General features: G+C 65.2%; 25 protein-coding genes and 2 tRNA genes. 18 read left to right on the forward strand and 9 right to left on the reverse strand.

The features are described 5' to 3' along the window. Positions 1–79 precede the first annotated feature (79 nt). The 7 genes from E4K65_RS11205 (at position 80) to E4K65_RS11235 (ending at position 6,657) form a co-directional block, all read left to right on the forward strand. A complete protein-coding gene (locus tag E4K65_RS11205; protein ID WP_135174211.1) occupies positions 80–760 on the forward strand; it encodes a TetR/AcrR family transcriptional regulator in 681 nt (226 codons plus the stop codon). After that, positions 757–1,674: an HlyD family secretion protein gene (locus E4K65_RS11210; protein WP_235885579.1), complete on the forward strand. Its 918-nt coding sequence runs from the start codon at positions 757–759 to the stop codon at positions 1,672–1,674. Before E4K65_RS11205 ends, E4K65_RS11210 begins: the two co-directional genes overlap by 4 nt. After that, positions 1,671–2,603: an ABC transporter ATP-binding protein gene (locus tag E4K65_RS11215; RefSeq protein WP_135174212.1), complete on the forward strand. Its 933-nt coding sequence runs from the start codon at positions 1,671–1,673 to the stop codon at positions 2,601–2,603. The genes E4K65_RS11210 and E4K65_RS11215 overlap by 4 nt, the downstream gene beginning before the upstream one ends. Then, a complete protein-coding gene (locus tag E4K65_RS11220; protein ID WP_135174213.1) occupies positions 2,600–3,763 on the forward strand; it encodes an ABC transporter permease in 1,164 nt (387 codons plus the stop codon). Before E4K65_RS11215 ends, E4K65_RS11220 begins: the two co-directional genes overlap by 4 nt. A gap of 105 nt (positions 3,764–3,868) precedes the next feature. Then, a complete protein-coding gene (locus E4K65_RS11225) occupies positions 3,869–5,176 on the forward strand; it encodes an adenylate/guanylate cyclase domain-containing protein (RefSeq protein ID WP_135174214.1) in 1,308 nt (435 codons plus the stop codon). A gap of 145 nt (positions 5,177–5,321) precedes the next feature. Then, positions 5,322–5,525: a hypothetical protein gene (locus E4K65_RS11230; RefSeq protein ID WP_135174215.1), complete on the forward strand. Its 204-nt coding sequence runs from the start codon at positions 5,322–5,324 to the stop codon at positions 5,523–5,525. A gap of 217 nt (positions 5,526–5,742) precedes the next feature. Then, entirely contained in the window at positions 5,743–6,657 is a 915-nt protein-coding gene (locus tag E4K65_RS11235; protein ID WP_167770725.1) for a PhzF family phenazine biosynthesis protein, read from the forward strand. Between the two features lie 121 nt (positions 6,658–6,778). Here E4K65_RS11235 and E4K65_RS11240 read toward each other — a convergent pair whose 3' ends face one another. Next, entirely contained in the window at positions 6,779–7,240 is a 462-nt protein-coding gene (locus tag E4K65_RS11240; RefSeq protein WP_135174217.1) for a DUF488 domain-containing protein, read from the reverse strand. Between the two features lie 9 nt (positions 7,241–7,249). After that, the gene (locus E4K65_RS11245; protein ID WP_135174218.1) at positions 7,250–8,086 is read right to left on the reverse strand and encodes a DUF72 domain-containing protein; all 837 of its coding nucleotides are present in this window, start codon (positions 8,084–8,086) and stop codon (positions 7,250–7,252) included. A gap of 106 nt (positions 8,087–8,192) precedes the next feature. Between E4K65_RS11245 and E4K65_RS11250 the strand changes: the two genes are divergently transcribed. From E4K65_RS11250 to E4K65_RS11265, 4 genes are all read left to right on the forward strand, one after another. After that, complete coding sequence (locus E4K65_RS11250) at positions 8,193–8,570, forward strand: hypothetical protein (protein WP_135174219.1); 378 nt, start codon at positions 8,193–8,195, stop codon at positions 8,568–8,570. An 89-nt stretch (positions 8,571–8,659) separates the two neighbouring features. Further along, positions 8,660–8,857 (forward strand): hypothetical protein, encoded by a 198-nt coding sequence (locus E4K65_RS11255; RefSeq protein WP_135174220.1) that lies wholly within the window; start codon positions 8,660–8,662, stop codon positions 8,855–8,857. A 245-nt stretch (positions 8,858–9,102) separates the two neighbouring features. After that, positions 9,103–10,236, forward strand: a complete 1,134-nt coding sequence (locus tag E4K65_RS11260; RefSeq protein WP_135174221.1) for a glycosyltransferase family 2 protein — start codon at positions 9,103–9,105, stop codon at positions 10,234–10,236. A 6-nt stretch (positions 10,237–10,242) separates the two neighbouring features. Next, positions 10,243–11,745, forward strand: coding sequence for a glycosyltransferase family 39 protein (locus tag E4K65_RS11265; protein ID WP_135174222.1), 1,503 nt, complete (start codon positions 10,243–10,245; stop codon positions 11,743–11,745). 99 nt (positions 11,746–11,844) lie between these two features. Here E4K65_RS11265 and E4K65_RS11270 read toward each other — a convergent pair whose 3' ends face one another. Together E4K65_RS11270 and E4K65_RS11275 are read right to left on the reverse strand one after the other, a co-directional pair. After that, positions 11,845–13,731, reverse strand: a complete 1,887-nt coding sequence (locus E4K65_RS11270; protein WP_135174223.1) for a CHASE2 domain-containing protein — start codon at positions 13,729–13,731, stop codon at positions 11,845–11,847. Between the two features lie 56 nt (positions 13,732–13,787). Next, positions 13,788–14,309: a FecR domain-containing protein gene (locus E4K65_RS11275; protein ID WP_167770727.1), complete on the reverse strand. Its 522-nt coding sequence runs from the start codon at positions 14,307–14,309 to the stop codon at positions 13,788–13,790. 690 nt (positions 14,310–14,999) lie between these two features. Between E4K65_RS11275 and E4K65_RS11280 the strand changes: the two genes are divergently transcribed. Continuing rightward, the gene (locus E4K65_RS11280) at positions 15,000–16,088 is read left to right on the forward strand and encodes a DUF2778 domain-containing protein (RefSeq protein WP_167770728.1); all 1,089 of its coding nucleotides are present in this window, start codon (positions 15,000–15,002) and stop codon (positions 16,086–16,088) included. A 27-nt stretch (positions 16,089–16,115) separates the two neighbouring features. On the opposite strand, the gene E4K65_RS11285 is transcribed toward E4K65_RS11280, so the two are convergent. The 3 genes from E4K65_RS11285 to E4K65_RS11295 all read right to left on the reverse strand — a co-directional run bounded on the left by E4K65_RS11285 (position 16,116) and on the right by E4K65_RS11295 (position 18,814). Continuing rightward, entirely contained in the window at positions 16,116–17,459 is a 1,344-nt protein-coding gene (locus E4K65_RS11285; protein WP_135174226.1) for a caspase family protein, read from the reverse strand. 110 nt (positions 17,460–17,569) lie between these two features. Further along, positions 17,570–18,208, reverse strand: a complete 639-nt coding sequence (locus E4K65_RS11290) for a glutathione binding-like protein (protein ID WP_135174227.1) — start codon at positions 18,206–18,208, stop codon at positions 17,570–17,572. Between the two features lie 12 nt (positions 18,209–18,220). Beyond that, positions 18,221–18,814 (reverse strand): cysteine hydrolase family protein, encoded by a 594-nt coding sequence (locus E4K65_RS11295; protein ID WP_027548730.1) that lies wholly within the window; start codon positions 18,812–18,814, stop codon positions 18,221–18,223. Positions 18,815–18,942: 128 nt separating this feature from the next. Between E4K65_RS11295 and E4K65_RS11300 the strand changes: the two genes are divergently transcribed. The 5 genes from E4K65_RS11300 to lepB all read left to right on the forward strand — a co-directional run bounded on the left by E4K65_RS11300 (position 18,943) and on the right by lepB (position 22,507). After that, on the forward strand, positions 18,943–19,776 hold the full coding sequence (locus tag E4K65_RS11300) for a LysR family transcriptional regulator (RefSeq protein ID WP_135174229.1): 834 nt from the start codon (positions 18,943–18,945) through the stop codon (positions 19,774–19,776). A gap of 192 nt (positions 19,777–19,968) precedes the next feature. Then, a tRNA-Ala gene (locus E4K65_RS11305) sits at positions 19,969–20,036 on the forward strand. 4 nt (positions 20,037–20,040) lie between these two features. Continuing rightward, positions 20,041–20,106 (forward strand) — tRNA-Asn (locus E4K65_RS11310). 339 nt (positions 20,107–20,445) lie between these two features. Continuing rightward, positions 20,446–21,597, forward strand: a complete 1,152-nt coding sequence (locus E4K65_RS11315; protein WP_135174230.1) for a slipin family protein — start codon at positions 20,446–20,448, stop codon at positions 21,595–21,597. 163 nt (positions 21,598–21,760) lie between these two features. Next, positions 21,761–22,507, forward strand: a complete 747-nt coding sequence (lepB, locus tag E4K65_RS11320; RefSeq protein ID WP_135174231.1) for a signal peptidase I — start codon at positions 21,761–21,763, stop codon at positions 22,505–22,507. Between the two features lie 184 nt (positions 22,508–22,691). On the opposite strand, the gene groL is transcribed toward lepB, so the two are convergent. Together groL and E4K65_RS11330 are read right to left on the reverse strand one after the other, a co-directional pair. After that, a complete protein-coding gene (gene groL / locus E4K65_RS11325; RefSeq protein ID WP_135174232.1) occupies positions 22,692–24,332 on the reverse strand; it encodes a chaperonin GroEL in 1,641 nt (546 codons plus the stop codon). A 44-nt stretch (positions 24,333–24,376) separates the two neighbouring features. Next, the gene (locus E4K65_RS11330) at positions 24,377–24,691 is read right to left on the reverse strand and encodes a co-chaperone GroES (RefSeq protein ID WP_135174233.1); all 315 of its coding nucleotides are present in this window, start codon (positions 24,689–24,691) and stop codon (positions 24,377–24,379) included. Between the two features lie 378 nt (positions 24,692–25,069). On the opposite strand from E4K65_RS11330, the gene E4K65_RS11335 reads away from it, so the two are divergent. Further along, positions 25,070–25,357 carry an usg protein gene (locus tag E4K65_RS11335; RefSeq protein ID WP_011088370.1) on the forward strand — a complete coding sequence of 96 codons (288 nt, stop codon included), beginning with the start codon at positions 25,070–25,072 and terminating at the stop codon, positions 25,355–25,357. The last annotated feature ends 1 nt before the right edge of the window (position 25,358 follow it).

The following is a 25,358-nucleotide window of genomic DNA, read 5'->3' on the forward strand; positions in this document are numbered from 1 at the left end:
AGTCAATGCTAATTTAATTTGGCTGTCCGGGTCCGACTCTTCGATTGACTATGACTGACCAGTCAGTCATGAATAATGAATGACAAAGAAGCCCTCCAAAGCCGCCTCGGCATCTGTGGTCCATTCCGGAAGCCACATGCCCGAAGCCGCGCCCGCCTCGAACCGTGCCACACGCGCGGCGGAGCGGCGTGCGGCGATCGTGGAGGCGGCCATGGAGGAGTTCATTGCGCGCGGCTTTGCCGCGACGCGGCTCGACGACATTGCGAGGCGGGCCGGCGTCGCGAAGGGCACGATCTACCTGCACTTCAAGGACAAGGAATCGATGTTCGAGGAGCTGGTGCGCGTCGTGATCGTGCCTGTGGTGGCGCGGCTGACGACGCTGCCGCCGCCCGTGGGCTCGGTGCGCGACCTCATCGAAGCCTTCGCCGGCAACTTCCTCAAGGAGGTGATCGGCACCAGGCGCGGCGATCTCGTGCGCCTGATCGTGGCGGAGGGGCCGCGCTTTCCCTCCGTCGCCGACTTCTACTATCGCGAGGTGGTCTCGCGCGGGGTCGCCGCCATGCGCGCGCTGATCGAACTCGGCATCGCCCGCGGCGAGATCCGCGAGAAGGACCTTGCGCGCTATCCGCAGATCCTGATCGCGCCCGCGATGATCGCGGTGATCTGGCAGAGCCTGTTTGAGCGGCACGCGCCGCTCGACGCGCGGGACATGCTGCGCGTCCATCTCGATTTGATTTTTGGCGAACGGAGGACGACATGAGGTCGTCGCGAACCATCTCTCACCTCATCCTGAGGAGCGCGGAACGCGCGTCTCGAAGGATGCAGGCCCCGCTGTGGCTCCTCGCCCTTCGAGACGCCGCTTCGCGGCTCCTCAGGGTGAGGGGTCGACAGGGGTATCTGCCGCGCCTCTGTTCGATCGCGGTTCTGGTGCTCGCAACCGCGCTGGCGGCTTGCAACGAGAAGCGCGATCCCGGCTTCCAGGGCTGGGTCGAGGCCGACATGATCTTCGTCAGCCCGGATGAGGCGGGCCGGGTGACGAAGCTGAGCGTCCGCGAGGGCGACGAGGTCAAGGTCGGCGACGCCCTCTATTCCATCGACGACGATCTCCAGCTTGCCGATCTCAACCAGAACAAGGCGACGCTCGCCAACGCGCAGCAGACCTATGACCGTGCGGCCTCGCTGAACAAGACCGGTTCGGGCACGCAGGCCAATCTCGATTCCGCGGTGTCCGCCTTGCGCGTGGCGGAAGCGCGGGTAGCGACGTCGGAGACGCGGATGGCGCGGCGCAGGGGCTTTGCGCCGGTCGCCGGCACCATCCAGCAGATCTATTTCCGCGAGGGCGAGATGGTGGCGGCGCAGCGGCCGGTGCTCTCGATCATGCCGCCCGGCAACATGAAGCTGCGCTTCTTCGTACCGGAGACCGAGCTGCCCAAGCTTGCGATCGGCGACACGGTCCGGATCGGCTGCGACAATTGCGCCGCCGACCTGACCGCCAAGATCTATTTCATCGCGACCTCGGCCGAATACACCCCGCCGGTGATCTACAGCCTCGATGAGCGCAACAAGCTCGTTTACCTGATCCAGGCGCGGCCCTCGCGCCCCGATGCGTTGCGCGTCGGGCAGCCGATCGACGTCTATCTCAATCCAAAAACTCCGATTGCGGACAAGCGATGAACGGCGGCAACGGCATCGCAATCGACGTCAAGGGCCTGACGAAGTCGTTCGGCGGCCGCGAGGTCGTGCACGATCTGTCGATGCAGGTGAAGCGCGGCTCGATCTACGGCTTCCTCGGTCCCAACGGCTCGGGCAAGACCACCACCATCCGCATCCTCTGCGGCCTGCTGACGCCCGACAGCGGCGAGGGCACCTGCCTCGGCTACGACATCCGGCGCGATGCCGAAAAGATCAAGCGCCAGGTCGGCTACATGACCCAGCGCTTCAGCCTCTACCAGGACCTGTCGGTGCGCGAGAACCTCGAATTCGTCGCGCGGCTCTATGGCCTTGCCGATGCACGCGGCGCGGCGCGTGACATGGTCAAGCGGCTCGGGCTCTCGGGGCGCGAGGAGCAGCTTGCCGGCGAGCTGTCCGGCGGCTGGAAGCAGCGGCTGGCGCTAGGTGCCTGCACGCTGCCCAGTCCGAAGCTGCTGCTGCTCGACGAGCCGACGGCGGGTGTCGATCCCAAGGCACGGCGCGATTTCTGGAACGAGATCCATGCGCTCGCCGCCGACGGCCTCACCGTGCTGGTCTCGACCCACTACATGGACGAAGCCGAACGCTGTCACGAGATCGCCTACATCGCCTACGGCCATCTGCTCGCGCACGGCACGGTGGAGGAGGTGATCGCGAAATCCGCGCTCTCGACCTACACTGTGACCGGCGAGGACCTCAACGAGCTCGCGGCTGCGCTCACCGGCAAGCCCGGCGTGGACATGGTGGCGCCGTTCGGCACCTCGCTGCACGTCTCGGGGCGCGACGTTGCCGCGCTCGAAGCCAGCATCGCACCGTGGCGCGAGCGAAGCGGCCTGCACTGGCAGAAGTCGCATCCCTCGCTGGAAGACGTGTTCATCGAACTGATGAGCCGGTCCAAGGACAATTTCCAATGAGCGCCGTCGATCATCCGGCTCCCGCACACGAAATCCGCGAGCGCTTCGGCTTCCTGCGGCGCTCCTATGCGATGCTGATCAAGGAGTTCATCCAGCTGAGGCGCGATCGCGTCTCGTTCGCGATGATCGTGATGCTGCCGGTGATGCAGCTCATGCTGTTCGGCTACGCCATCAACACCACGCCGCACCATCTGCCGAGCGCCGTGCTGCTCCAGGAGGACTCCGATCTCGCCCGCTCGATCCTGAAGGCGCTGGAGAACACCGCCTATTTCCGCTTCCTCTACGAGGTGCACGACGTCGAGGATTTCGACAATCTGCTGAAATCGGGCAAGGTCCTGTTCGGCGTCGAGATTCCGCGCGGCTTCGAGCGCGCGGTGCGGCGCGGCGACAGGCCGGCGCTGCTGGTCGCGGCCGATGCCACCGATCCCGTTGCGGCGAGCTCGGCGATCGGCTCGCTCGGCATGGTCGTGCAGACCGCGCTCAAGCATGATCTCTATATCGGCGATCCCCCGGAGATGCCGTTCGAGATCCGGGCGCATGCGCGCTACAATCCGGCCGCAGCGTCAAGCCTCAACATCGTGCCGGGTCTCGTCGGCACCATCCTCACCATGACCATGCTGATCTTCACCGCGCTCTCGGTCACGCGCGAGGTCGAGCGCGGCACCATGGAGAGCCTGCTGTCGATGCCGATCAAGCCGGTCGAGGTGATGTTCGGCAAGATCATCCCTTACGTGCTGGTCGGCTTCGTCCAGGCCTTCCTGATCATCAGCATCGGCGTCGGCCTGTTCGGCGTGCCCGTGTTCGGCAATCTGTTCCTGCTGGCGCTGCTGTCGACGCTTTTCATCACCACCAACCTGTCGATCGGCTACACGATCTCGACCTTGGTGCAGAACCAGCTCCAGGCGATGCAGATGTCGATGATGTTCTTCCTGCCGAGCATCCTCCTGTCCGGCTTCATGTTCCCGTTCGCGGGCATGCCGGCCTGGGCGCAATATGTCGGCGAGGGCCTGCCGCTGACCCATTATTTGCGCATCGTCCGCGCCATCATGCTGAAGGGCGCGACCATGGAGAATTTGCGCTATGACGCGCTGGCGCTGGCGGTCCTGATGCTGATCGCCATGACCATCGCCGTGACGCGCTTCCGCCGCACGCTGGATTGAGGCAAACTGTCCCTTGATGTCATTCCGGGGCGCACGAAGTGCGAACCCGGAATCTCGAGATTCCGGGTTCACGCTGCGCGCGCCCCGGAATGACTGGGGGATGGGATGGTCAGGTTTGCGAGCAGGAAGGCGCGGCAGCACGCCGCCTTGTCGGAGGATTTCGAGCGCGAGCTGACGCGGGAAGTGCTGCGCACCGAGCTGTTGCGGGTGCGGACACTGATCATCACCGGCTGCGTCATGATCTTGTTCCTCACCTCAACCTTCCTGATCGACCCCGCTCTGGTGAACCGGGTCTGGCGCGGGACCGAGGGCCTCGTCCGCGAATACATCCTCTTGGGAGGCTTCATCCTCTTCGAGGCCTGGGTCCACAGCCAGATCAGGCGAAACCTCAAGCTCGATCGCGACCTGCCGGTGATCAGGCGCTATATCGGCGCCTTTATCGAAACGTCGCTGCCGACGATCATCCTGATCCTGCAGATCCGCAGCATGGGTGCGAGCCAGGCGCTCGGTTTCGTGCTGCCCCTGGTCTATTTCATCTTCGTCATTCTTTCGACGCTGCGGCTCGATTTCTGGCTGTCCACCTTCACGGGATTTGTGGCCGCAGCCGAACTCCTGGCCGTCGCGCTGTATTTCAATTCGGCCAGCGAGGCCGGTGAACCCCTGATCTACTTCCACGCCGTGCGCAGCACGGTCATTCTGGTCTGCGGCGTGCTCGCCGGCTCCGTCGGCGCGCAGCTGCGGCGGCAATTTGCCGCGAGCATCGCGGCTGCCACCGCGCGCGACCGGGTGACGAACCTGTTCGGCCAGCATGTCTCGCCACAGGTGGTGGAGCGGCTGATGGCGGAGGGGACGAGCGCCGCCCGCGACCTCCGCCACGTCGCCGTGATGTTCGTCGATTTCCGTGGCTTCACCGCCGGGGCGCAGTCGCGCACCCCGCAGGAGGTGGTCGACCGGCTCGACGGCGCCTTCGCCGTGCTGGTCGACATCCTCGATCGCCAAGGCGGCATCGTGAACAAGTTTCTCGGCGACGGCTTCCTCGCGCTGTTCGGCGCGCCGCTGGAGGCCTCCGACGCTGCGCACCGCGCGGTCGCCGCAGGCCGCGAGATGCTGACCGCGATGGACCACATCAACGCGCAGACGAGCTGGCCGCTGCGGATCGGCATCGGCATCCATTTCGGCGAGGTCGTCGCCGGCAATATCGGCTCGCCCCGGCGCAAGGAATACACCGTGATCGGCGACACCGTGAACTTCGCCTCGCGGCTGGAGGCGCTGAACAAGGAGTTCGGCTCGCAGCTCCTGATCTCGGCGTCCGTGCGCGAGGCGCTCGGCGATGACGGCAACGATGCCGTCGCGCTCGGCGAAGTCGAGGTGCGCGGCTACGAGCAGAAGGTGGCGGTGTTTCAACTGGGATAGCGCGTGTTCAAATGCGGGTCGCGTTTGGTTGAAGCGCAGTCGCGTTCCGTTGAAGGCGCGTGATGAAATATCTCTGCTAGCTTTCGGGTCTTGCACAGTGGAAGCCGAAACAGCTCGGCTTCCGTTTGTCACCCGGAGAAAGCCAATGACCCGACTGACCCTTGTTGCGGCCGCCCTGATCGCCGCCGCCGTCACCCAAACCCAGGCCGCATCCGCGCGCCACGTCGCCCCACCGCGCGCGACAACCGAGGCGACGGCCGACTACTGCGTCAGGGCTCCGGCGGAGGGCGCGTATGCCACGGCGCCCTACAAGCGGCCGCCTTGCCTGCCCAACACGACGACGTACTGACGACCACGGCAGAGGAAGCCGGGCTGGTGAAATCCGCCAGGCCGGCGTCGCGGCGAAGGCCGTTGCGAGCGTGCGCGCCTGCTCTTCCGCCTCTAGATCTCTTCCGCCATTGCTCCGATTGCTCCGAATTTTGGGGCATGACGAGTGATGTTTTCGGCTTGTAGACTGCTGCGCGACGCAGCCGATTGCGGCTGCGATTTGCGTGAGGAAAGCAAAGATGCAGCGGCGCTACATCACCGTCGACGTGTTCACCGACCGCGCCTTCGGCGGCAACCAGCTCGCCGTGGTGCTCGATGCCGGCGGCTTGTCGACGGCGCAGATGCAGGCGATCGCGACCGAGTTCAACTATTCCGAGACGACGTTCGTGCTGCCGCCGCGCGACAAGGCCAATGACGCCGAGGTGCGCATCTTCACGCCGGTGCGGGAGCTGCCCTTTGCCGGTCATCCCAATGTCGGCACTGCCTTCGTGCTGGCGAGCCTCGCAACGGAGCCGAAGCCGCGTCTGCTGTTCGAGGAGAAGGCGGGGCTGGTCCCGGTCGAGATCGTACGGGAGCAGGGACGGGTGCTCAGCACCGAGCTCACCGCGCCGCAGCCGCTGGCGCGCCTCGCGAAGTGTTCCGCCGAAGAGATCGCGGCCTGCATCTCCCTGACCGCGGAGGATATCAAGATCGATCGCCATGCCCCGCAGGTCGTCGGCGTTGGAACGCCCTTCGTGGTGGCGGAAGTGGGATCGCGCGAGGCTGTGCGGCGGGCCAAGCCTGATGCTGCGGCGTTCAGCCGGATGTTGCCGCGCGATGGCGCCTTCTCGGTCTATTTCTACACGCGCGACGTGCCGGCGGCGGAAGCTCCATGCGAGCGGCAGGCGCGAATGTTCTTCCCCGGCGCCAGCGGTCTGATCGAGGACCCCGCCACCGGCAGCGCCACTGTCGCCGCCGCCGCGCTGTTCGCCGATCTCGATCCCGCGCGCGATGGCGAGTTGAAGCTCACCGTCGGCCAGGGCTTCGACATGGGCCGTCCGAGCCTGCTCCTGACGCGCGTGCGCAAGCAGGGCGGCAAGATCGTCTCCGCCCATGTCGGCGGCAGCTGCGTGCAGATGATGGAAGGGACGTTCCGCCTGGCGGGGGAGGGGTAGGTCCATCAACCCGTCATTCCGGGGCGCGTGCAGCGCGAACCCGGAATCCATTCCTCCACTAGCTCTGCGGCCCGATGGATTCCGGGCTCGCGACTTCGCCACGCCCCGGAATGACGGAGAGCTAAACCTGTCGCCCCGCCAAATTCCTCACCGTCACGCCATCCCGCTCCTCAATCACCTCCGCGATCATCTGGCGGTGGCAGTGGGTGTGGTCGCGCTCGTAGCAGAGCAGGCACACGGGCCCGGCCTTCTTCACCAGCGCCGAGAGCTCGTCCATCTCTTCCCTGGCCTGCGGCGTCTTCAGGTGTTTTGAATAGATCTTCTCCAGCACGCCATATTGCCCGCTGCGCGCGGCAAGGCGTCCCTCCTTCGGCGTGCCAAGCGCGGCGAGATGCACATAGGCGATGCCGCGCTCATCGAGTCCTGCGGCGAGCTGCTTCTTGGAAAAACCGGGCCGACGCGACGAGGTCACCGCGCGCACGTCGACCACGAGCTTGACGCCGGCCTGCTCCAGCTCGTCCAGCACGGCCTTGGGCGGCGTCTGTTCATAACCGATGGTGAAGAGCTTCCTCGCCTTTGCCATCGACCACCCTCAGCTCACCCGTGCGATCAGTTCCATGGCGCCGTCCGGCGCGCGCACCTTGCCTTCGTGGATGACGTAGGCGAACACGTCGCGCGGTTCTTTCTTCGGCTTGGCCTTGTCGACCTTCGGCAAATCGTCGGGTTCACTTCCCTCGGCCCAGTCCTGAAAGCGCTTGGCCCAGGCATCGAGTTGCTTCGGCGGATAACAGGTCTTGATCTCGTCATTGCCCTTCTGGAGCCTGGCATAGACGAAATCGCCGGCGACGTCGGCGATCGCCGGATATTTGCCGTGCTCCGCAAACACGACCGGCGTCTCGAACTCGCGGATCAGTGCAACGAAATCCGGCGCACAGAAACTGTCGTGGCGGACCTCGACGACATGGCGCAGCGCGCGTCCGTCGAGCTTGCGCGGCAGCAGCTCGAGGAACTTGCCGAAATCGGCACCGTCGAATTTCTTGGTCGGCGCGAACTGCCACAGCACCGGCCCGAGATGGTCGCCGAGTTCCAGCACGCCGGAATCATAGAAGCGCTTGATGGAATCGCCGGCTTCCGCGAGCACGCGGCGGTTGGTGGCAAAGCGCGGCCCCTTCACCGAAAAGACAAAACCCTCGGGCACTTCACTGGCCCATTTGCGAAAGCTCTCCGGCTTCTGCGATCCGTAATAGGTGCCGTTGATCTCGATCGAGGTCAGCTTCGAGGCCGCATAGGACAGCTCCTTCGCCTGCGTCAGCTTCTCCGGATAGAACACGCCGCGCCAGGGCTCGAAGGTCCAGCCGCCGACGCCGATGAAGATATTGCCGGATTTCTTGGACACGGTTTTTGCTTTGGCCACGGAAGGATCTCGCATCGACGTGGAGGGGAGGCCGGCATCCTAGTCAAACGAGTTGTGATTGGCCAGTTGCCGCGGCCCGTCTAAGCTTCCAACCAGATCATCTGCGAAGAAGGAGAACAAGATGCGGATGCTGATGCTGGGAGCGGCGCTCGTGATGACATCTGCTGCCATGACATATTCTGCCATGGCGGATGACGACGATGCCAGGGGTGCGCAGAAGCTCGCCATGCAGGGGCGCGACGATTACTGGCATTGCCTGGCGCGGGAATATTCGCGCGACAGCAATCAGGGCCTGTCGGAACAGGATTTTGGCCGCTCGGTTGCGGGCGCCTGTCCGTCGGAGCGGCAATATTACCGGGTGGCATTGCTCGACTATCTCACCACGCAATACCCGAGCATCGATTCCGGCGCCCATCTCGCGACCGCGAACAGGGCGGTGGAGTCGGCGCAGAAGGACATCGTGACGGCCTTCGTCAAGCACAGGCCGCCGCAGAAATGATTCGAACAGCCGTTGCGGTCCCGTGGCTCTTCCGGCTGCGCGCTCATCCGTGGTATCAATGATCGCATCTGGAACGGGGATGGGCTTCCATGTCGTCTGAGTCGGTGGGTGGCATTTTGGGTGCGATCGTCGCGGCGGTCGTGCTTGCGGCCGCCGTCGTCCTCGGGCCGATCGGCCAGTACGGCAAGCCGCCCAAGACCAAGGTCGATCAGGCCCCGGCCACCGCGCCGGCGGCCCCTGCCGCACCCGCGCCGCGCGGCCCGGTGATCAAGGAAGTCCCGAACTAGTCGTCGGCCCGAAAGAGGGTGCTTTTGCCCCTTGAAAAGCGGCCTTGCAGTCCCCATCTAGCCTTTAACGGCGACGTTGAGAGATAAACTCCGGCGCTGGAACGACCTTGGAATAGCTCAGGCTGCGCCGGATGTACGCGCGGTCCGCCGTTCCGGGGTCGTTGGCATTTTGGGGCCCTTTTTGGCCCTTCCCCTTGGAAACCCCGGCTTGGCAGCGCAGGACGCGGCGGATATACGCTGCCGTCATGAATGAAGCGATCAGACCGGGCTCCGACAACCGGCCCCAGGCTCAAGAGGGGCCGGAACTGTCGGTCATCGTCCCGACCTTCAACGAGCGCGACAACGTCACGGTGCTCTACCGGCGCCTGGAGGCGACGCTCCCCAACGTCGCCTGGGAGGTCGTGTTCGTTGACGACAATTCACCCGACGGCACCTGGGACGTCGTGCGCGCGCTGGCGCAGCGCGACAGCCGCGTGCGCTGTGTCCGCCGCATCGGCCGCCGCGGCCTGTCCGGCGCCTGCATCGAGGGCATCCTGGCCTCCAGCGCGCCCTTTGTCGCCGTGATCGACGCCGACCTCCAGCACGACGAGACGCAGCTGCCGAAGATGCTGCTGCTGCTCGCCAGCGACCAGGCCGATCTGGTGGTCGGCAGCCGCTATATCGAAGGCTACAAGAGCGAAGGCTTCAACAAGCAGCGCGCCGGCGCCAGCGCGCTGGCGACCGAGGTCGCCCGGAAGATGCTGCGGGTCGAGATCGCCGATCCCATGAGCGGCTTCTTCATGGTCCGCCGCGATCGTTTCGAGGAATTGGCGCCGAAACTTTCGGTGCATGGCTTCAAGATCCTGCTCGACCTCGTCGCCACCGCCCACGGCAGTTTGCGGGCGGTCGAGATTCCCTACACCTTCGGCGCCCGCCAGCACGGCGAGAGCAAGCTGGATTCCATGGTCGCGCTCGACTTCCTTGGCCTGGTGCTGGCCAAGCTGAGCAACGACACCGTTTCGCTGCGTTTCATCCTGTTCGCGATGGTCGGCGGCATCGGTCTCGTCGTGCACTTGACCACGCTGTTCATCGCCCTTCGGGCCTTCAAGGCGCCGTTCGCGGAGGCGCAGGCCGCAGGCGCTATCGTCGCCATGACCAGCAATTTCATCCTCAACAACTTCCTCACCTATCGAGATCAGCGGCTGAAGGGCTTCGCGCTGCTGCGCGGCCTGATCGCGTTCTACATCGTGTGCAGCGTCGGCCTGCTCGCCAATGTCGGCGTCGCCTTCTCGGTCTACGACCAGGAGCCGATCTGGTGGCTGGCCGGCATGGCCGGCGCGCTGATGGGCGTGGTGTGGAACTACGCGATGTCCGGACTGTTCGTCTGGCGCAAGAAATAGCTCACGATGGGCGGAGCTGACGCGCGGGTCGTCCGCAATACCGCGCTAGTGATCCTAGCGCTGGTCGGCTTGCGGCTCGTCGCGGCCGCCTTCACGCCGATCACCTTCGACGAAGCCTATTACTGGATGTGGTCGAAGAACCTGGCGGGCGGCTATTACGACCACCCGCCGATGGTTGCCTACGTCATTCGCGCCGGCACGATGATCGCCGGCGACACCGAGCTCGGCGTCCGCCTCGTCTCGATCCTGCTCGCGCTGCCGATGAGCTATGCGATCTATCGCTCGGCCGCGATCCTGTTCGGGGGCGCCCGCCTCGCGGCCAACAGTGCCATCCTCCTCAACGTGACGCTGCTGGCCGCGGTCGGCACGCTGATCGTCACGCCCGATGCGCCGCTGCTGGTCGCCTCGAGCTTCGTGCTGTTCTTTCTCGCAAAAGTGCTGGAGACCGGCCGCGGCGTCTGGTGGCTCGCGGTCGGTGCAGCCGTCGGTGCGGCGCTGCTGTCGAAATACACCGCGATGTTCTTCGGGCCGGCGATCCTGATCTGGCTCGCGGCCGTGCCGAAACTCAGGCGCTGGTTCCTTTCGCCCTGGCCCTATCTCGGTGGCCTCGTTGCCCTTGCGCTGTTCTCGCCGGTGATCCTCTGGAATGCGGATCATCAATGGGTCTCGTTCGCAAAGCAGCTCGGGCGCGCCAGGATCGAGGATTTCCGCCCTGTCTTCATCGCCGAGCTGATCCCGACCCAGATCGCGTTCGCAACGCCGCTGGTCTTCATTCTTGGCGCGATGGGGCTGCATGCGCTGACCTGGCGCCGGGCCGGCGCGCTGGCCTCGCGCGTGCTGATCGAGACGCTGTTCTGGACCATCGTCGCCTATTTCGCCTGGCATTCGCTGCATGCCCGCGTCGAGGCCAACTGGTTCGCTCCGGTCTATCCGCCCTTCGTGGTTGCGGCTGCGGCCGCCGCCAACCTCGTGCAGTGGAAACCGCGTGCGCGCCGCCTGGTCGACTTTTGTCTGCGCTGGGCTGCGCCTGCCGGCATCGTGATGTTCGCAGCCCTCATTGTGCAGGCCAACACCGGCTGGCTGTCCGGCTATCGCCGCGACGCGACCGTGCGCAGCGTCGGCGTCGGCTGGCGCGAGCTCGCCGCGGAGATCGAAGCCGTGCGCGCCCGCACCGGTGCGACGTGCGTGCTTGCGCCGGATTACGGCACCACGGGCTGGCTCGCCTTCTATCTGCCGCGCGGCAGCTGCGTGGTGCAGCAGAACCAGCGTATCCGCTGGGTCAACATGCCCGAGCCCGATCCAAAGCTGCTTGCCGGCAAGCTGCTCTATATCGATGAGCTGCGTCAGGGCGGCCATCCCGCCGTCAATGATTTGTTTGCTCAGGTGACGCAGGTTGCGCAATTGCAGCGCAAGCGCGGGCCGCTCGTGATCGAGACCTACGGCATCGATCTGCTCGAAGGCGCCAAGGGCGACGTGCTGGACCGCTCGCCGCCACCGGAAGCGCGGTAGCGGGCATTACCGCCTACCCACCGTCGTCCCGGCCCCCCGTGCGCAATTGCGCACTCGGCCGGGACGACGGTGGAGTGTTGGACGGCTGGCGGTGGCCATTCAATCGATCATCTCGGCCTTGGTCGCGGCCTGGCTGGGCCCGTTCCGGTCGCGCCAGAACCAGACGGTCACGACGCCGGAGCGGCCGCGGACCTGCGTGAGCAGGGGGCCTGTCAGGACGCCGTCGGGAGCGCCGCGGAAGTCGGCGGCATCCAGCAGCGTATCGGTCAACGCGAGCCGCGCATCGTTCTGGGCCGCGACCTCCATCAGCCGGCTCGCGACGTTGACGGTGTCGCCGGTCGCCGTGATGTGCTGGTGGCTTTCGCCGAGACGGGAGGCGACGATCGGGCCGAAATGCGCGCCGATCTTGAAACCGACCTGGCCTCCGATCGCAGGGGGCAGTGAGGCGATCCAGCGTTCGACGCCGCGATGCAGGTCGATCGAACATTTCAGCGCGCGCGCCGCGTCATCCGGCATTGCGTGTGGCAGTCCGAACAGGAGCATGGCGCCGTCGCCGAGAAAGCCGGTGACCATGCCGCCGCAATCGACTGCCGCCTTGTCGATCAACGCGTGAAACGCCTTCAGGAGGTCCCTGAGTGCGTCCGGATCGGTCCGCTCGCTCAGCGCCGTGAAGCCGGAGAGATCGATGAAGACCACGGCGGCATCCTGCCGGACAGGCTTCGACAGGAAGTTCGGATCGCGCGCCAGCCACTCCTGCACGGCGGGTGCCTGGAAGAGCGCGAGCGATCTGCTCTTGGCGGCGAAATACTGCGTGCGGCGGCCTCCCGCCCATAGCTGCACGCCGGCAAAGATCGCAACGGGCGGGACCGCGGCCGCAAGCGTCGTCGCGCCGTTCAGCCAGACCCCATGCGTGAACGCGAGCAGATTGAGCCCGGCCCAGGCGATCATCACCGCCGCCGCCGCCATGATGCCGAGCGCGCTGCGCCGCCAGGCGAGCAATCCCACCAGCAGCACCGGCAGCAGGATGGCGGCGAGCGCGTCGGCGATATGCACCTTGCGGTCGCGCACGATGCCGTCGCCGGCGACGAGATGAGTGATCGCGGTGGAGATCACCTCGACGCCGGGCATGAGCGAATCGAACGGCGTCGGATAGAAATCGCCGCCGCCGGCGACCGAGGCGCCGATCACGACGATCCGGTTCTCGATGGCGGCGCGACTGAGCGTGCCGTCGAAGATGCTCTGCGCGCTGACGGTGCGGATGGTGCGGCGCGGACCGTAATAGGTGATCGGCAGCGCGAAGTCGGTGTCGGTCGGCACCACGCGATCGCCCAGCATGAGGTGATCCGGCGCGATCGTCAGCGGCTTGTCGAGCGCGCGGGTCGCGACGCGCAAGGGGAATGACAACTCGACCTTGTCGTGCGTCCGGAACAGCATCGGTACCGAGAGCGGCGAGCCGGATTGTCCCGTCGCGACGTTGACGACGCCGACCTCGGCGTGGGCGACAAATGCGGGCAAGGGCAGCAGGAAGCGCTCGGCCTGCGGCAGGACGGTGAGGGGACCCTCGCTGCTGGGCGCCACGGTCTCGCTGGCAGTCGGGAAGATCGCCGCGGCGGCGAGAACCATGGGACCGGTGGCGAGCGTGTTGGCCAGCGTGGCATCGCCGATCGCGGCGCTGCGGTCGACTAGCAAGAGGTCGATCGCGACGACCTTCGGCTTGAACTGCACGATAGTGTCGACGACACGGGCGAGATCGGCGCGCGGTAGGGGATAGCTGCCGCCGCGTTTGACGACGGTGTCGTCGATCGCGACGATGGTGACGAGATCGGGCGGAACCTGCACGCCGCGGATCTGCGTCCGCAGGTCGGTCAGGGTTGCTTCGAGGTGGTCGAGAAAGCGCAGATGGCCGTTGGCGTGAGCGGCATAGATGCCTGCACCCCACAGCGCGGTGAGGACGAGTGCCACCAGGATCTGAACGCGTCTAGTCATTACGTGCTGCAATCTTCTTTACGTACTGCAATCTTCTTCGTTTTGTCGTGCGGGCCTTATTGACCCAGTCTTGCCATCAGCGCGTCGACGCGCGGCTGGCCCCAAGTCTTGACGGTCAATGGACCGGTTGCCTCGACATCGACGCCTTCGCCAGGGCCCAGAACGACGCCGCGTCCGCGGCTCCTGCGGCTCACGCCGACACGGCCGTCGGCGACGAAGACCGAGGTTTTTGCATCGGCGACGTCGACGGCCCATTTGGTGCCGCGCACGGCGGCGATCGCCTGCGGCGTCAGCACCTTGAAGGGATTGCCGCCGGGCTTTTTGGGCACCTCGACCAGCAGCGCTTTGCTGCTCAACTCCACGGAGTCTATATGTCCGTCGCGGTTGGCGTCCTTAAGTTCAAATCTGGCGCCGTTTTCCGCAACGATGGTGATGCCGTTGTCGCAGCGCCAGGTCTGCGTGCCGGCGGCGGAGAGCGACGCCGTGCAGCCCGCATTGGCAGGCTGCGCGGCCACGTATCCCGTCAACAACGACGACCACGCCAGGGCGAGAAACCCGGCACGTGCGATCCCTCTCATGCCAGCCTCCGTTTGCGTGCGTGGCACAGTTCAAGGCGATGTTGATACGGTACCGTATCACGCGCAGAGGCTGCTGAAAAGTGCCGCTTCCCGCAGGTATTTAGTTGCCGCGGTCTTTTCCAGACCGGCGCGATCAACTTTCAGTCAGGGAGCCGTGCTGCGTGAGCGCTCGGTGCGATGTGTGATGTGTGATGTGCGTGAGCGTTGCCGCCATGTCGCTGACGTCGGTGCGTCGAAAGACGGAGGGGGCGTCTGTGCGCGCCAGCCTCGCGCAATGCTTCGCGGCTATGCTCCGGCGGTATTGAAGACCACGAAAATGACTTGGTTGGATGCGCCTAGAGAGGCCGTCAAAGTCGTCCGCTGAGCGCACCGATCAAGCCGAGAATTATAGTTAACAGATGCGGCTAAGTCCGTAGTTCTGCGGACTTTTTTCTCGAAATGGGACAGCGCTAACGCGGTGCCTCACATCTGCCCGAACTTAATCTGCATTTAACTAAAAGTCGCCTTAATGACGCTCCGACCGCCTGCGAGATGCTGTTCCCGGATCGTGACCAGCGGCACTTCGAAGGGGGACTGAGTGACACCGTCCTGGACGCAAGGCGAATGAGTACGAGTATCGCTGCGCAGAGTAACGCGGCACGGAAGTCCAAAAATCCTGGCAAGAATTCACATCGGAAGCCTTCCCGGAAAATGACCACCCAAAACGTGCTTGGCGCCGCCTTGATCGGCTGCGTCGTGCTTGGCGCCGGCTGGACCGTCTACAGCAACATCTTCGCCGCCAGCGTCTATCCGACCGTCGGCAGCAACGGTTACGACGAGCCCGTGGTCAAGCGCGCGCCCAAGGTCGCGCTGCGCGAGGCGGGCGACGCCATCAAGGAAGCCTTCGCACTCCTGCCGGACCGTTTGCAGGTCGCAGCCCCCATCTCGCGCGAGATGTTCAACGAGCGCTTTGCCGCGGCAGCGACCCAAGGCGTGGAATCCAATGCGGCGAGTGCCGTAGCCCAGGCGCCCGCAACGAAGGTCGCCGACACCGCGAAGCCGAGCGTGATCGCGAAGGTCGCCGAAGCGCTGAAGCCGTCCGCCCCGGCCAAGGCCACTGAAAAGATCGCCGATGCCGCCAAGGCCAAGCGCGCGCCGGATGCGCAGATGCAACTGGCTTCGGCCGATCCGGCCGAGATCGTGCCGGCGCCCGAAGCGAAGCCAAAGTCCTTTGCCGACCGCGCCAAGGCCGCGGTGATGTCGATCACCGGGCCGCGCCAGTCGATGGTCGAAAAGCTCTGGGGCAAGCGCGAGCCCTCCGGCGGGCTGCTGGCCTATGCCTCGGCCGATGCCAGCGTGACCGCGTCCATCGCGCCGAGGGAGCAGAACCCCATGCTCGGCGGTTCGGCGCCCTATGAGCGCGACACCGCGGTCTACGACATCACCGCCAAGACGGTTTATCTGCCCGACGGCACCAAGCTCGAGGCGCATTCCGGCCTCGGCTCCAATCTCGACGATCCCCGTTCCTCGCGCGTCCGCATGCGCGGCGTGACGCCGCCGCACATCTACACGCTGAAGCCGCGCGAGGCGCTGTTCCACGGCGTGCCGGCGCTGCGCCTGACCCCGATCGGCGGCGAGAGCGCGATCTACGGCCGCGACGGCCTGCTCGCGCACACCTTCATGCTCGGGCCGAACGGTGACTCCAACGGCTGCGTGTCGTTCAAGGACTACTACGCGTTCCTCGACGCCTACCGCAACAAGGGCATCCGCAAGCTCGCGGTGCTGGCGCGGGTGGATTGAGGCGCTCGCGGGCGCCGTTCCGGAGCTCTATCGCTTCACGAAGGTGAAAGTGCAGGGACGAAGCTCGTTGCGCTTGCCGCTGCCGCGGGTGCGCTCGAATTGCGCGTCGATCGTGTACGCATAGGGCGAGCCGGGCGGCGCATTGTTGACCGTGTAGGTGCTCTGGCCTGTCAGGCCCCGGGCACTCAGCGTGGTCTTTCCGTCGGGTGGTATCTGGCCGTCGATCAGAAGCGTGTTGGTCGTTCGCTGGTCCGGATCTTCGGCGTGTAACACGCCGTTCGTGACGGTGGCTGACAGGGCTCTCGTGTAGCCCTGTGCCTTGCCGGAAGAGGTGCAGTTCACGGTGACGTCCCACTTGCCGTCAAAGTTCTTGTTCTCGCCGGATGCCGGCGCAAGCGCCGTCTTCTGTTTCAGGCCTTCAATTCGCGCCCTGGCGAGGGTGGCGAAGATGCAATTCGGGAATCGGGCGAGATGGTCTTCGTAGGCACCCAGCGTGCCGATGCCATCCGCAGCCTTCCAATGGGCCTCTGCGGCTGCGCAGGGATCAGGCCGCGGTGCGGCTTGCGGGGCCGCTGGCGCGACCGTGACCGACACCGGCCCGTTCAGGTAGAACTTGCCGATGATCGAGAGCGACAGCTCCGGCAGCTGGGTCTTGCCGCTGCTGTCATAGACGTCGCTGCTGATGTCGCGAAAGACGTCGCCGATCTCCTGCGGCTCCTCGATGTGCTTCAGGAACGCCGTCGTGTAGGGGCTGTTGCGACCGGTGCCGTCGGCGGCGACCTGTCCTGATTGCGTCGAGAACGACACGATCGTGCCGCGCGGCGCTTCGACCTTCGACAGCCCGCGTCCGATCGAGGCGGCGCGCGTCATGCCGGCGGAGCGCTTCAGGCTTTCCGCCAGCGGATTGTCGCGGCAGGAATCGAGCACGAGGATGCGCAGGTTCTTGGCCTGCTGCAAATCGTTCACGATGTCGTCGACCCGCACGAAGCGCTTGAGGTCGGCTTCATCCGTCAGCACGGCATCGACGGGCATCAGATAGTTCACGCCGTTGTACTGCATCGCATGGCCGCTGTAGTAGAACATGGCGACGTCGGCCCGGCTCGCGGCGCGCGCGAAGCGGATGGTCAGGTCCTGCATGTCGGCCTGGCGCAGGTCGATGCCCTGAAGCACCTCGAAACCGCTGCGCTTGAGCGAGCTTGCTACGTCTTCGGCATCGTGCGACGGGTTGGGAAGCTGCGCCGTCGAGGCATAGGCACCGTTGCCGATCACCAGCGCCACCCGCGTCTCCGCCGATGCGGGACCCAGGCACAGCCAGCACGCGAGGAAAGTCAGGCAGAGTTCGGCCAGGCAAAATCTGGAAAGAGCACGCATGAATGCCCTCCAAGGAAATATTGAAAAATATCCCTCCAGATTAGCGCATGCCGCGCGGGCATCAATGCCCTCGCTGTGGAACCGTCAGATTGGTCGTCCGTGACATCCTGTCACGCCCGGCTCGCGTCCACGGTCTTGCGTAGCGTCATCTCGGTGGCGATCGCCTCCCTCACGGCGGGCCGCGCCTGCATGCGTTCGAGATAGGCCGAGAGGGACGGCCATTGCGCGACGTCGACCCCCGCGGGCCGCAGCAGCAGCAAGGCCCAGGCGAGGTGGGCATCCGCGACGGTGAAGCTGTCGCCGACAAGGAATTCGCGGCCCGCAAGGTGCGCTGATGGTACCGACAATGTCTGCGCGATGCGGGCACGCGGCTTGGCGAGCGAGCCGTCGTCCTTGTACCAGAAGGTCGGAAACAGGAACGCCTTGTGGATCTCGGTGCCAATGAAGCTCAGCCATTCCTGGAGGCGATAGCGATCGGGATCGCCGAACCGCGGCGCGAGCCCCGTCTCCGGCTTCAGATCGGCGATGTACTGCAGCACCGCCGCGCTCTCGGTCAGCCGTTCGCCGTTCTCCAGCACCAGGACCGGCACCGCGCCCTTCGGCGAGGCGCCGCGGAAATCGCTGCCGTCGTCCACGACCTGCTTCGTCAAGAGATGCACCTGATGATAGCGCGCATCGAGGCCGGCCTCCATCAGCGCGATGCGGCTCGCAAGCGAGCAGGCCAGCGGCGAGAAATAGAGTTGCAGCATCGCGTTGCTCCGTTATTTCAGCGCATCGCCGCGCGCGATGATCGCGAAGCGGTCGGATAGCTCGGCGAGTGCAACCTCGTGGATGGTCCGGGCGTCCAGCGTGCCGCCGCGGCCGTCGGGCAGGTCGCGCGTGGCGCAGGCGTCGGCGTCGATGGTCGTACGAAAGCCGAGGTCGAGCGCGGCACGGGCGGTGGAGCTGACGCACATATGCGTCATGAAGCCGGCCAGCACGATGTTCTTCCTGTCGGTTGCGGCAAGGCGCGCCTGCAAATCGGTGCCGGCAAACGCATTCGGCAACTCCTTCTCGATTACCAGCTCGCCGGCACGGGGGCTCAGCTCGGCGACGATGGCGCCGCGCTCAGCGCCGCGATCGAACAGGCTGCCGGCCTTGCCGCGATGGGCGATATGGATGATCGCGGCTCCGCTCTCGCGTGCCCGTGCCAGGAGCGCAGCCGCCCGCGCGATCGCAGGTCCCGCGTCGGGCAAAGCGAGAGGACCTGCGAGATATTCGTTCTGGATGTCGATCAGCACCAGGGCGGCGTCGCCAAGACGCGGCGGGTTGAGATCGGCACCGGCGAGCTGCAGCAGGGTCTTTGCGGTCGTCATGGTTTTGGAAATCTCCGGAGCAAAAGGCTCTGCGAACATAGCCCCGGGAATGCCTGCCGATATGCAGGGATATTGCAGCGGATGGCTGCAATATTGCAGGCTGCGCCCGGCCGGTATAACCTCGCGCAATGAACTGGGACGATCTGCGCATCATCGCTGCCGTCAGGGACGAGGGCACCTACGCCGGCGCCAGCGCGCGGCTGCGCATCGACGAGACGACGGTCGGGCGCAGGCTGTCGCGCATCGAGCGTGCGCTCGGTTTGCGTCTGTTCGAGGCCGCCGACGGCGTCCGCAGGCCGACACGGAGTTGCGAGGCGGTGCTGGCGCATGTCGAGGCGATGGCCGCACATGCCGCCGAGATCGGTCGCGTCGGCGAGAGCCTGGCAGGTCCGGTGGGACGCCTGCGCATCGCCTCCACCAACACGGTCGCCGAGGAGGTGCTGTCGCCGCGCGCGAGCGACTTCCTGCGCGCCAATCCCGGCCTGACGCTGCAATTCCTCACCTCGAGCGAGAACGTCAAGTTCTCGCGCTGGGAGGCCGATCTCGCCATCCGGCTGCGCAAACCCGACAAGGGCGACTTCGCGATCTCCAGGCTCGGCGACGTCAAGCTCCATTATTTCGAGCCTGCTACGACCGAGGGCGAGCCGCTGCTGTGCGCCTATCCGGACGAACTCGGTGCCATTCCCGAGATGCAATTTCTGCGCACGAAGAAAGCTCGCGCGCGCTGCGTCACCGACAACGTTCGCGTCATCCGTAATCTGATCCGCGCGCATCAGGCCGCCGGCGTGTTGCCGGAGTATAGTTGCGCGGACTTGCTCGGCGATCGCCGGCTGCGTGCCACGCTGCTGCCGAAGCGGCGCGACGTCTGGCTGCTCGTGCAGAACCACCTCAAGCGCGACGCCGCAACGCGCGTGACGATCGACTGGGTGAGGGCGTGTTTCCAGGAGATGTCGCGCAGTTGACGTCACGTCGCGGTGTGACGATCGCGTCACAGCGCAAGGCGCGTGGCGAAAAATCTCAGCTTTCCCCCTTGCGCCCCGAACGTGCTTCGTCTATTAGCCCGCTCCTTCGCTAGGCCATGGGTTCGGGCTCGTTGAGATCCCGACTGGCGCGAACCGGTTTCCGGTCTCGTGTTCCGCCGAACGAAGAAAACCGCAGGACGTAGCTCATGGAGAGCGTCGGGTTGCACCCGAAGGTATCGGTTCGATTCCGGTCTCTTGCACAAAGGATAGCTCAGTTTGGTAGAGCAGATGACTGTTAATCATCGTGACGCGGGTTCGAATCCCGCTCCAGCGCTCCGTTTCAGCCTGAAAAGCTGATACCTCTGACGAGGACCGGACGCGCGCTTCAGTCGCAGTCCGGCCGTTTTGCTGAAAGGCTTTCCGTCCGAACCTAGACACTGTGAGACCGGCTTTGCGCCGCGGGTAGATACCGCTTGCGCTGATGCCGGGTGGCTCCGCATGACCGCTCGACACGCGTCGAGCGATCGCGCGCGTGCGCCCGTCGTCATGCAAGCTCAAGCCCGGGCCCGCCGATTTCCCGGGAAGCGTCGTCCGCGTCCTCACGTCCTTTGCAAATGAAACCAGCTGTCGGGCCGCGTTTGGCCGGAGGCAACATGAAGGAGGCGTGTCATGACCTGGCACTTGCTGACGCTGAACGTCACGGTGAAGGATGGCGAGCGTGCGTTGCTCACGCGCAACGGGCAGCTCGTGCGCGTGCTCGCGCCCGGCAAGCATCGCCTGTTCGATCCCCTGCACGAGCTGAAGGCCGAGGTGCTCGACGTGGTCCGCAGCGAATTCCCTGCGGATCGCTACGCGGTGCTGAAGGCCGCGCGGCCCGATCTTGCCGCCGAACTGTTCGAGGTGGTCGAGACCAAGGCGGACGAGATCGCCATCGTCAGCCTCGACGGCCGGCCCGTGCATCTGATGACGCTCTGGCAGGTGCGCGTCTACTGGAAGGTCGCGACCCGCATCGGTGTCGAGCGCATCGATGTGTCCGCTGATCCCCGTGTTGGCGCGCGGCACCTGACCATGATCGAGCGTAACCGCTCGACCGTCGTGATGGAAGCGGTGGTCGAGAACCACGAGGCGGGCCTGCTCTATGTCGAGGGTCGGCTCGTGGAGCGGCTTGCGCCCGGCCGGCACGCCTTCTGGGCCGTCGGCCGCAAGATCGAGGTGAAACGCCTCGACCTGCGGCCCCAGGCGGTCGAGATCACCGCGCAGGAGATGCTGACCAAGGACCGCATCGCGCTGCGGGTGACGCTGACGGCGTTCCGCCGGGTGGCTGATCCCGAGCGGACGGTTGCGACCGTGCCCGACGTGGATGCGTGGCTGTACCGTCTGGTGCAGTTCGCGATCCGCGAGGCGGTTGCGGGCCGGACGCTGGACGAGGTGCTGTCTGCGAAGGCGGCGCTGGATGCGGAGCTGCGCGACTATGTGCGCGCACGCGTCGCGGAGTCCGGCGTGGAGGTGACCGACCTCGGCGTCAAGGATGTGATCCTGCCCGGCGAGATCCGGGAGCTGGTGAACAAGGTGGTGGAGGCGGAGCGGGTTGCGAAGGCGAACCTGATCCGTCGGCAGGAGGAGACCGCGGCGACGCGTTCGCTCCTGAACACCGCCCGCCTGATGGATGAGAACCCCCTGCTGCTGCGGCTCAAGGAGCTGGAGTCGCTGGAGCGGCTGGTCGAGAAGGTCGGCCGCATCGACCTCCATGCCGGCAACGGCGAGGGCCTCGATGCCCTCCTGACCCGGCTCGTGCGCCTCAAGGCGCCCGAGGGCGCGTGAAGCAGAAGGGCCGCCCACGGGCGGCCCTTCATATCTCCGTTGTCCTCGCTTGCGGTGAACGCGCAAGCGGGCCGGAGCGACCAAAATCCTGCGAGGGGATTGCGCGCCCGCAAAGGTTGCGTAATCTCGCGATGACGATCACGGTCTTGATCAGGGCAGGCCCATGACCACTCTTGCGCAAACGATCCGCCCCTCGGCGCAATCGCGGGAATGGAAGGCGATCGTCATCCTGATCCTGCTGATTCCGGTGCTGTGGTCGCCGCCGTTCCTGTTTCGCTTCTTCCTGTACCAGCCGTTCAATATCCCCTCCAATTCGATGGCGCCGACGCTGTTGGTGGGCGATTACGTCTTTGCCGCGAAATCGGCCTACGGCTACGACCGCTATTCGTTTCCTTTCGCGCCGTCCTGGATCTCGGGCCGATTCCTTGCCGCTGATCCCGACTACGGCGACGTCGTCGTGTTTCGCACGGCGAAGGACGCCTCGGTGGACTACGTCAAGCGTGTGGTGGCGCTGCCGGGCGATCGGGTCCAGATGCGCGACGGCCGGCTCATCCTCAACGACAGGCCGGTGACCCGCGTTGCGCTGGCGAGCGTGCCTGGCGCCTCCACCTGCGGGCTCGAACCCGGCGCGAAGGTCAAGCGCTGGCGCGAGACGCTGCCGAACGGCGCGAGCTATCTGACCTACGATTGCGTCGACAACGGCTACCTCGACAACACCAGCGTCTACACGGTGCCGTCAGGCCATTTCTTCGCGCTCGGTGACAACAGAGACAACTCCACCGACAGCCGCATGATGTCGGTGATGGGCTTCGTCCCGATGGACCATCTCGTCGGCCGGGTGACGCGGATCTTCTGGTCGCTCGACGAAGACGGCCGGTTACGAGGCGAGCGCATGGGGAAGGTGTGGTGAGGCCCGACTGTCTCACCTCGTCATTCCGGGCTCGCGCTTTGCGCGCCCCGGAATGACGAAGGGAGAGAGCCTCTCAAAAACAAAAACCCCGGCATCGCTGCCGGGGTTTCGTGTTTGTGGAGCGAGATCCCGGATCGGCAGTGCACCGCTTCGCGCTGCACCGCGTCCGGGACGACTTCGTCGCTTAGAAGTCCATGCCGCCCATGCCGCCGCCCGGAGGCATCGCGGGGCCGGCGCCGCCCTTCTTGGGCAGCTCGGCGACCATGGCTTCCGTGGTGATCAGCAGGGCCGCAACCGAGGCTGCGTTCTGGATCGCGGTGCGGACCACCTTGGTCGGGTCGATGATGCCCTTCTTGACGAGGTCGCCGTATTCGCCGGTCTGGGAGTCGAAGCCGTAGGCATACGACTTGTTCTCCAGCACCTTGCCGACGATCACCGAGCCGTCTTCACCGGCGTTGATCGCGATCTGGCGCGCGGGAGCCGACAGCGCCTTGCGCACGATCTCGACGCCGGTCTTCTGGTCGTCGTTCTTGGTGCGCAGGCCCTTGAGCTGCTCGGAGGCACGGAGCAGGGCGACGCCGCCGCCCGGGACGATGCCTTCTTCCACGGCCGCGCGGGTCGCATGCATCGCGTCATCAACGCGATCCTTGCGCTCCTTCACCTCGACCTCGGTCGCGCCGCCGACGCGGATGACCGCGACGCCGCCAGCGAGCTTGGCGAGACGCTCCTGGAGCTTCTCACGGTCGTAGTCCGAGGTGGTCTCCTCGATCTGCGCCTTGATCTGGGACACGCGCGCCTCGATGTCGGCCTTCTTGCCGGCGCCGTTGACGATCGTGGTGTTCTCCTTGTCGATCATCACCTTCTTGGCGCGACCGAGCATGTTGAGCGTGACGTTCTCGAGCTTGATGCCGAGGTCTTCCGAGATCGCCTGGCCGCCGGTCAGGATCGCGATGTCCTGCAGCATGGCCTTGCGGCGATCGCCGAAGCCCGGAGCCTTGACGGCCGCGACCTTCAGGCCGCCACGGAGGCGGTTCACGACCAGGGTGGCGAGGGCTTCGCCTTCGACGTCCTCGGCGACGATGACCAGCGGCTTGCCGGTCTGCACCACGGCCTCGAGCAGCGGCAGCAGCTCGTTCAGCGAGGAGAGCTTCTTCTCGTTGATGAGGATGTAGGCGTCGTCCATCTCAACGCGCATCTTGTCGGCGTTGGTGACGAAGTAGGGCGAGATGTAGCCGCGGTCGAACTGCATGCCCTCGACGACGTCGAGCTCGGTCTCGAGCGACTTGGCTTCCTCGACGGTGATGACACCCTCGTTGCCGACCTTCTTCATGGCGTCGGAGAGGAACTTGCCGATCTCCTGGTCGCCGTTGGCCGAGATGGTGCCGACCTGGGCGATCTCTTCGTTCGAGGTGACCTTCTTGGAGTTCTTGACGAGGTCCGCAACGACGGCTTCGACCGCGAGGTCGATACCGCGCTTGAGGTCCATCGGGTTCATGCCGGCGGCAACCGACTTGGCGCCTTCACGCACGATCGCCTGGGCCAGCACGGTGGCAGTGGTGGTGCCGTCGCCGGCCGCGTCAGCGGACTTGGAAGCGACTTCGCGCACCATCTGGGCGCCCATGTTCTCGAACTTGTCCTCGAGCTCGATCTCCTTGGCGACGGTGACGCCGTCCTTGGTGATGCGGGGAGCGCCGAACGACTTGTCGAGCACGACGTTGCGGCCCTTCGGACCGAGCGTGACCTTCACCGCGTTGGCGAGAATGTCGACGCCGCGCAGCATCTTGTCGCGCGCTTCAACCGAGAATTTGACTTCTTTAGCTGCCATCTGGATTTTTCCTTAGGTGTTTGGCTGGGGGCGAGAGGGGGCTCTTAGGCCGCCTTCTTCTTGGAAGCGGGGACGTCGAGGACGCCCATGATGTCGCTTTCCTTCATGATCAGCAGATCGACGCCGTCGATCTTGACCTCGGTGCCGGACCACTTGCCGAACAGCACGCGGTCGCCGACCTTCAGGTCGATCGGGATCAGCTTGCCGGCTTCGTCGCGGCCACCGGGGCCGACGGCGATGACTTCGCCCTGGGAGGGCTTTTCCTTGGCAGTGTCGGGAATGATGATGCCGCCAGCGGTCTTCTCTTCTGCGTCGATGCGCTTGACCACGACGCGGTCGTGAAGCGGACGGAATTTCATGCAGTCCTCCTAAGCAATTGCTCGGGTTGATGATTTCAGATTGTTAGCAGTCTGTGCCCGCGAGTGCTAGCACAGGCGAAGCTGAAATAGGACAGGAATTTTGCGGGGGCAAGGGCTTCTAGCAGAAAAATCGGCACTCGGAAGCGCGCTCTGCCAGAATCTCTTTCCCATCGTTAACCGTCAGCCGGACCGTATTAGCACGGAGCCGTCTCTGCTGCTAACGCATTGAATTTCAACAGCTTGTTAAACTTTTGGGCTTGAGATGGATTATCAGTTTGCGTCACATTTCTCTCATGTGAGCGCATCTCCACCGGGTGGCTCGTAAGCAGCGTACCGGATCAAGCCGCCCCTGAATGCGCTCCTGCAAAGGAGGTTGGCATGGTCTCGCGGGTTGGGGTTGTTTCCGACGACTTCCGGAAACAGGTGCTGGGTTACGGGCTGACGACGGCTGAAATTCTCTATCGGATGCCGGATCATCCCTCGCTGCTTCAGACCTATGTCTGGCAGAACTACGATCTCTTCCCGAAATTCCCGGCGCTGACCGACTTCCTGGCGTTCTGGCAGCAAAAGCTCGACGGTCCCCTCTATTCGGTCACCGTCGCGCATTCCAAGCTGATCAAGCCGGCCGAGCTACGTGCGGTCGACGGCGTGTTCAGGCTGCATTGAC

This window comes from Bradyrhizobium niftali (assembly GCF_004571025.1).
GTDB classification, from domain to species: Bacteria; Pseudomonadota; Alphaproteobacteria; order Rhizobiales; family Xanthobacteraceae; genus Bradyrhizobium; species Bradyrhizobium niftali.

Coding starts and splice junctions, on each gene's coding strand:
- E4K65_RS11205 (WP_135174211.1), top strand. CDS start 80: ATGACAAAGAAGCCCTCCAAAGCCGCCTCGGCATCTGTGGTCCATTCC.
- E4K65_RS11210 (WP_235885579.1), top strand. CDS start 757: ATGAGGTCGTCGCGAACCATCTCTCACCTCATCCTGAGGAGCGCGGAA.
- E4K65_RS11215 (WP_135174212.1), top strand. CDS start 1,671: ATGAACGGCGGCAACGGCATCGCAATCGACGTCAAGGGCCTGACGAAG.
- E4K65_RS11220 (WP_135174213.1), top strand. CDS start 2,600: ATGAGCGCCGTCGATCATCCGGCTCCCGCACACGAAATCCGCGAGCGC.
- E4K65_RS11225 (WP_135174214.1), top strand. CDS start 3,869: ATGGTCAGGTTTGCGAGCAGGAAGGCGCGGCAGCACGCCGCCTTGTCG.
- E4K65_RS11230 (WP_135174215.1), top strand. CDS start 5,322: ATGACCCGACTGACCCTTGTTGCGGCCGCCCTGATCGCCGCCGCCGTC.
- E4K65_RS11235 (WP_167770725.1), top strand. CDS start 5,743: ATGCAGCGGCGCTACATCACCGTCGACGTGTTCACCGACCGCGCCTTC.
- E4K65_RS11240 (WP_135174217.1), bottom strand. CDS start 7,240: ATGGCAAAGGCGAGGAAGCTCTTCACCATCGGTTATGAACAGACGCCG.
- E4K65_RS11245 (WP_135174218.1), bottom strand. CDS start 8,086: ATGCGAGATCCTTCCGTGGCCAAAGCAAAAACCGTGTCCAAGAAATCC.
- E4K65_RS11250 (WP_135174219.1), top strand. CDS start 8,193: ATGCGGATGCTGATGCTGGGAGCGGCGCTCGTGATGACATCTGCTGCC.
- E4K65_RS11255 (WP_135174220.1), top strand. CDS start 8,660: ATGTCGTCTGAGTCGGTGGGTGGCATTTTGGGTGCGATCGTCGCGGCG.
- E4K65_RS11260 (WP_135174221.1), top strand. CDS start 9,103: ATGAATGAAGCGATCAGACCGGGCTCCGACAACCGGCCCCAGGCTCAA.
- E4K65_RS11265 (WP_135174222.1), top strand. CDS start 10,243: ATGGGCGGAGCTGACGCGCGGGTCGTCCGCAATACCGCGCTAGTGATC.
- E4K65_RS11270 (WP_135174223.1), bottom strand. CDS start 13,731: ATGACTAGACGCGTTCAGATCCTGGTGGCACTCGTCCTCACCGCGCTG.
- E4K65_RS11275 (WP_167770727.1), bottom strand. CDS start 14,309: ATGAGAGGGATCGCACGTGCCGGGTTTCTCGCCCTGGCGTGGTCGTCG.
- E4K65_RS11280 (WP_167770728.1), top strand. CDS start 15,000: ATGACCACCCAAAACGTGCTTGGCGCCGCCTTGATCGGCTGCGTCGTG.
- E4K65_RS11285 (WP_135174226.1), bottom strand. CDS start 17,459: ATGCGTGCTCTTTCCAGATTTTGCCTGGCCGAACTCTGCCTGACTTTC.
- E4K65_RS11290 (WP_135174227.1), bottom strand. CDS start 18,208: ATGCTGCAACTCTATTTCTCGCCGCTGGCCTGCTCGCTTGCGAGCCGC.
- E4K65_RS11295 (WP_027548730.1), bottom strand. CDS start 18,814: ATGACGACCGCAAAGACCCTGCTGCAGCTCGCCGGTGCCGATCTCAAC.
- E4K65_RS11300 (WP_135174229.1), top strand. CDS start 18,943: ATGAACTGGGACGATCTGCGCATCATCGCTGCCGTCAGGGACGAGGGC.
- E4K65_RS11315 (WP_135174230.1), top strand. CDS start 20,446: ATGACCTGGCACTTGCTGACGCTGAACGTCACGGTGAAGGATGGCGAG.
- lepB (WP_135174231.1), top strand. CDS start 21,761: ATGACCACTCTTGCGCAAACGATCCGCCCCTCGGCGCAATCGCGGGAA.
- groL (WP_135174232.1), bottom strand. CDS start 24,332: ATGGCAGCTAAAGAAGTCAAATTCTCGGTTGAAGCGCGCGACAAGATG.
- E4K65_RS11330 (WP_135174233.1), bottom strand. CDS start 24,691: ATGAAATTCCGTCCGCTTCACGACCGCGTCGTGGTCAAGCGCATCGAC.
- E4K65_RS11335 (WP_011088370.1), top strand. CDS start 25,070: ATGGTCTCGCGGGTTGGGGTTGTTTCCGACGACTTCCGGAAACAGGTG.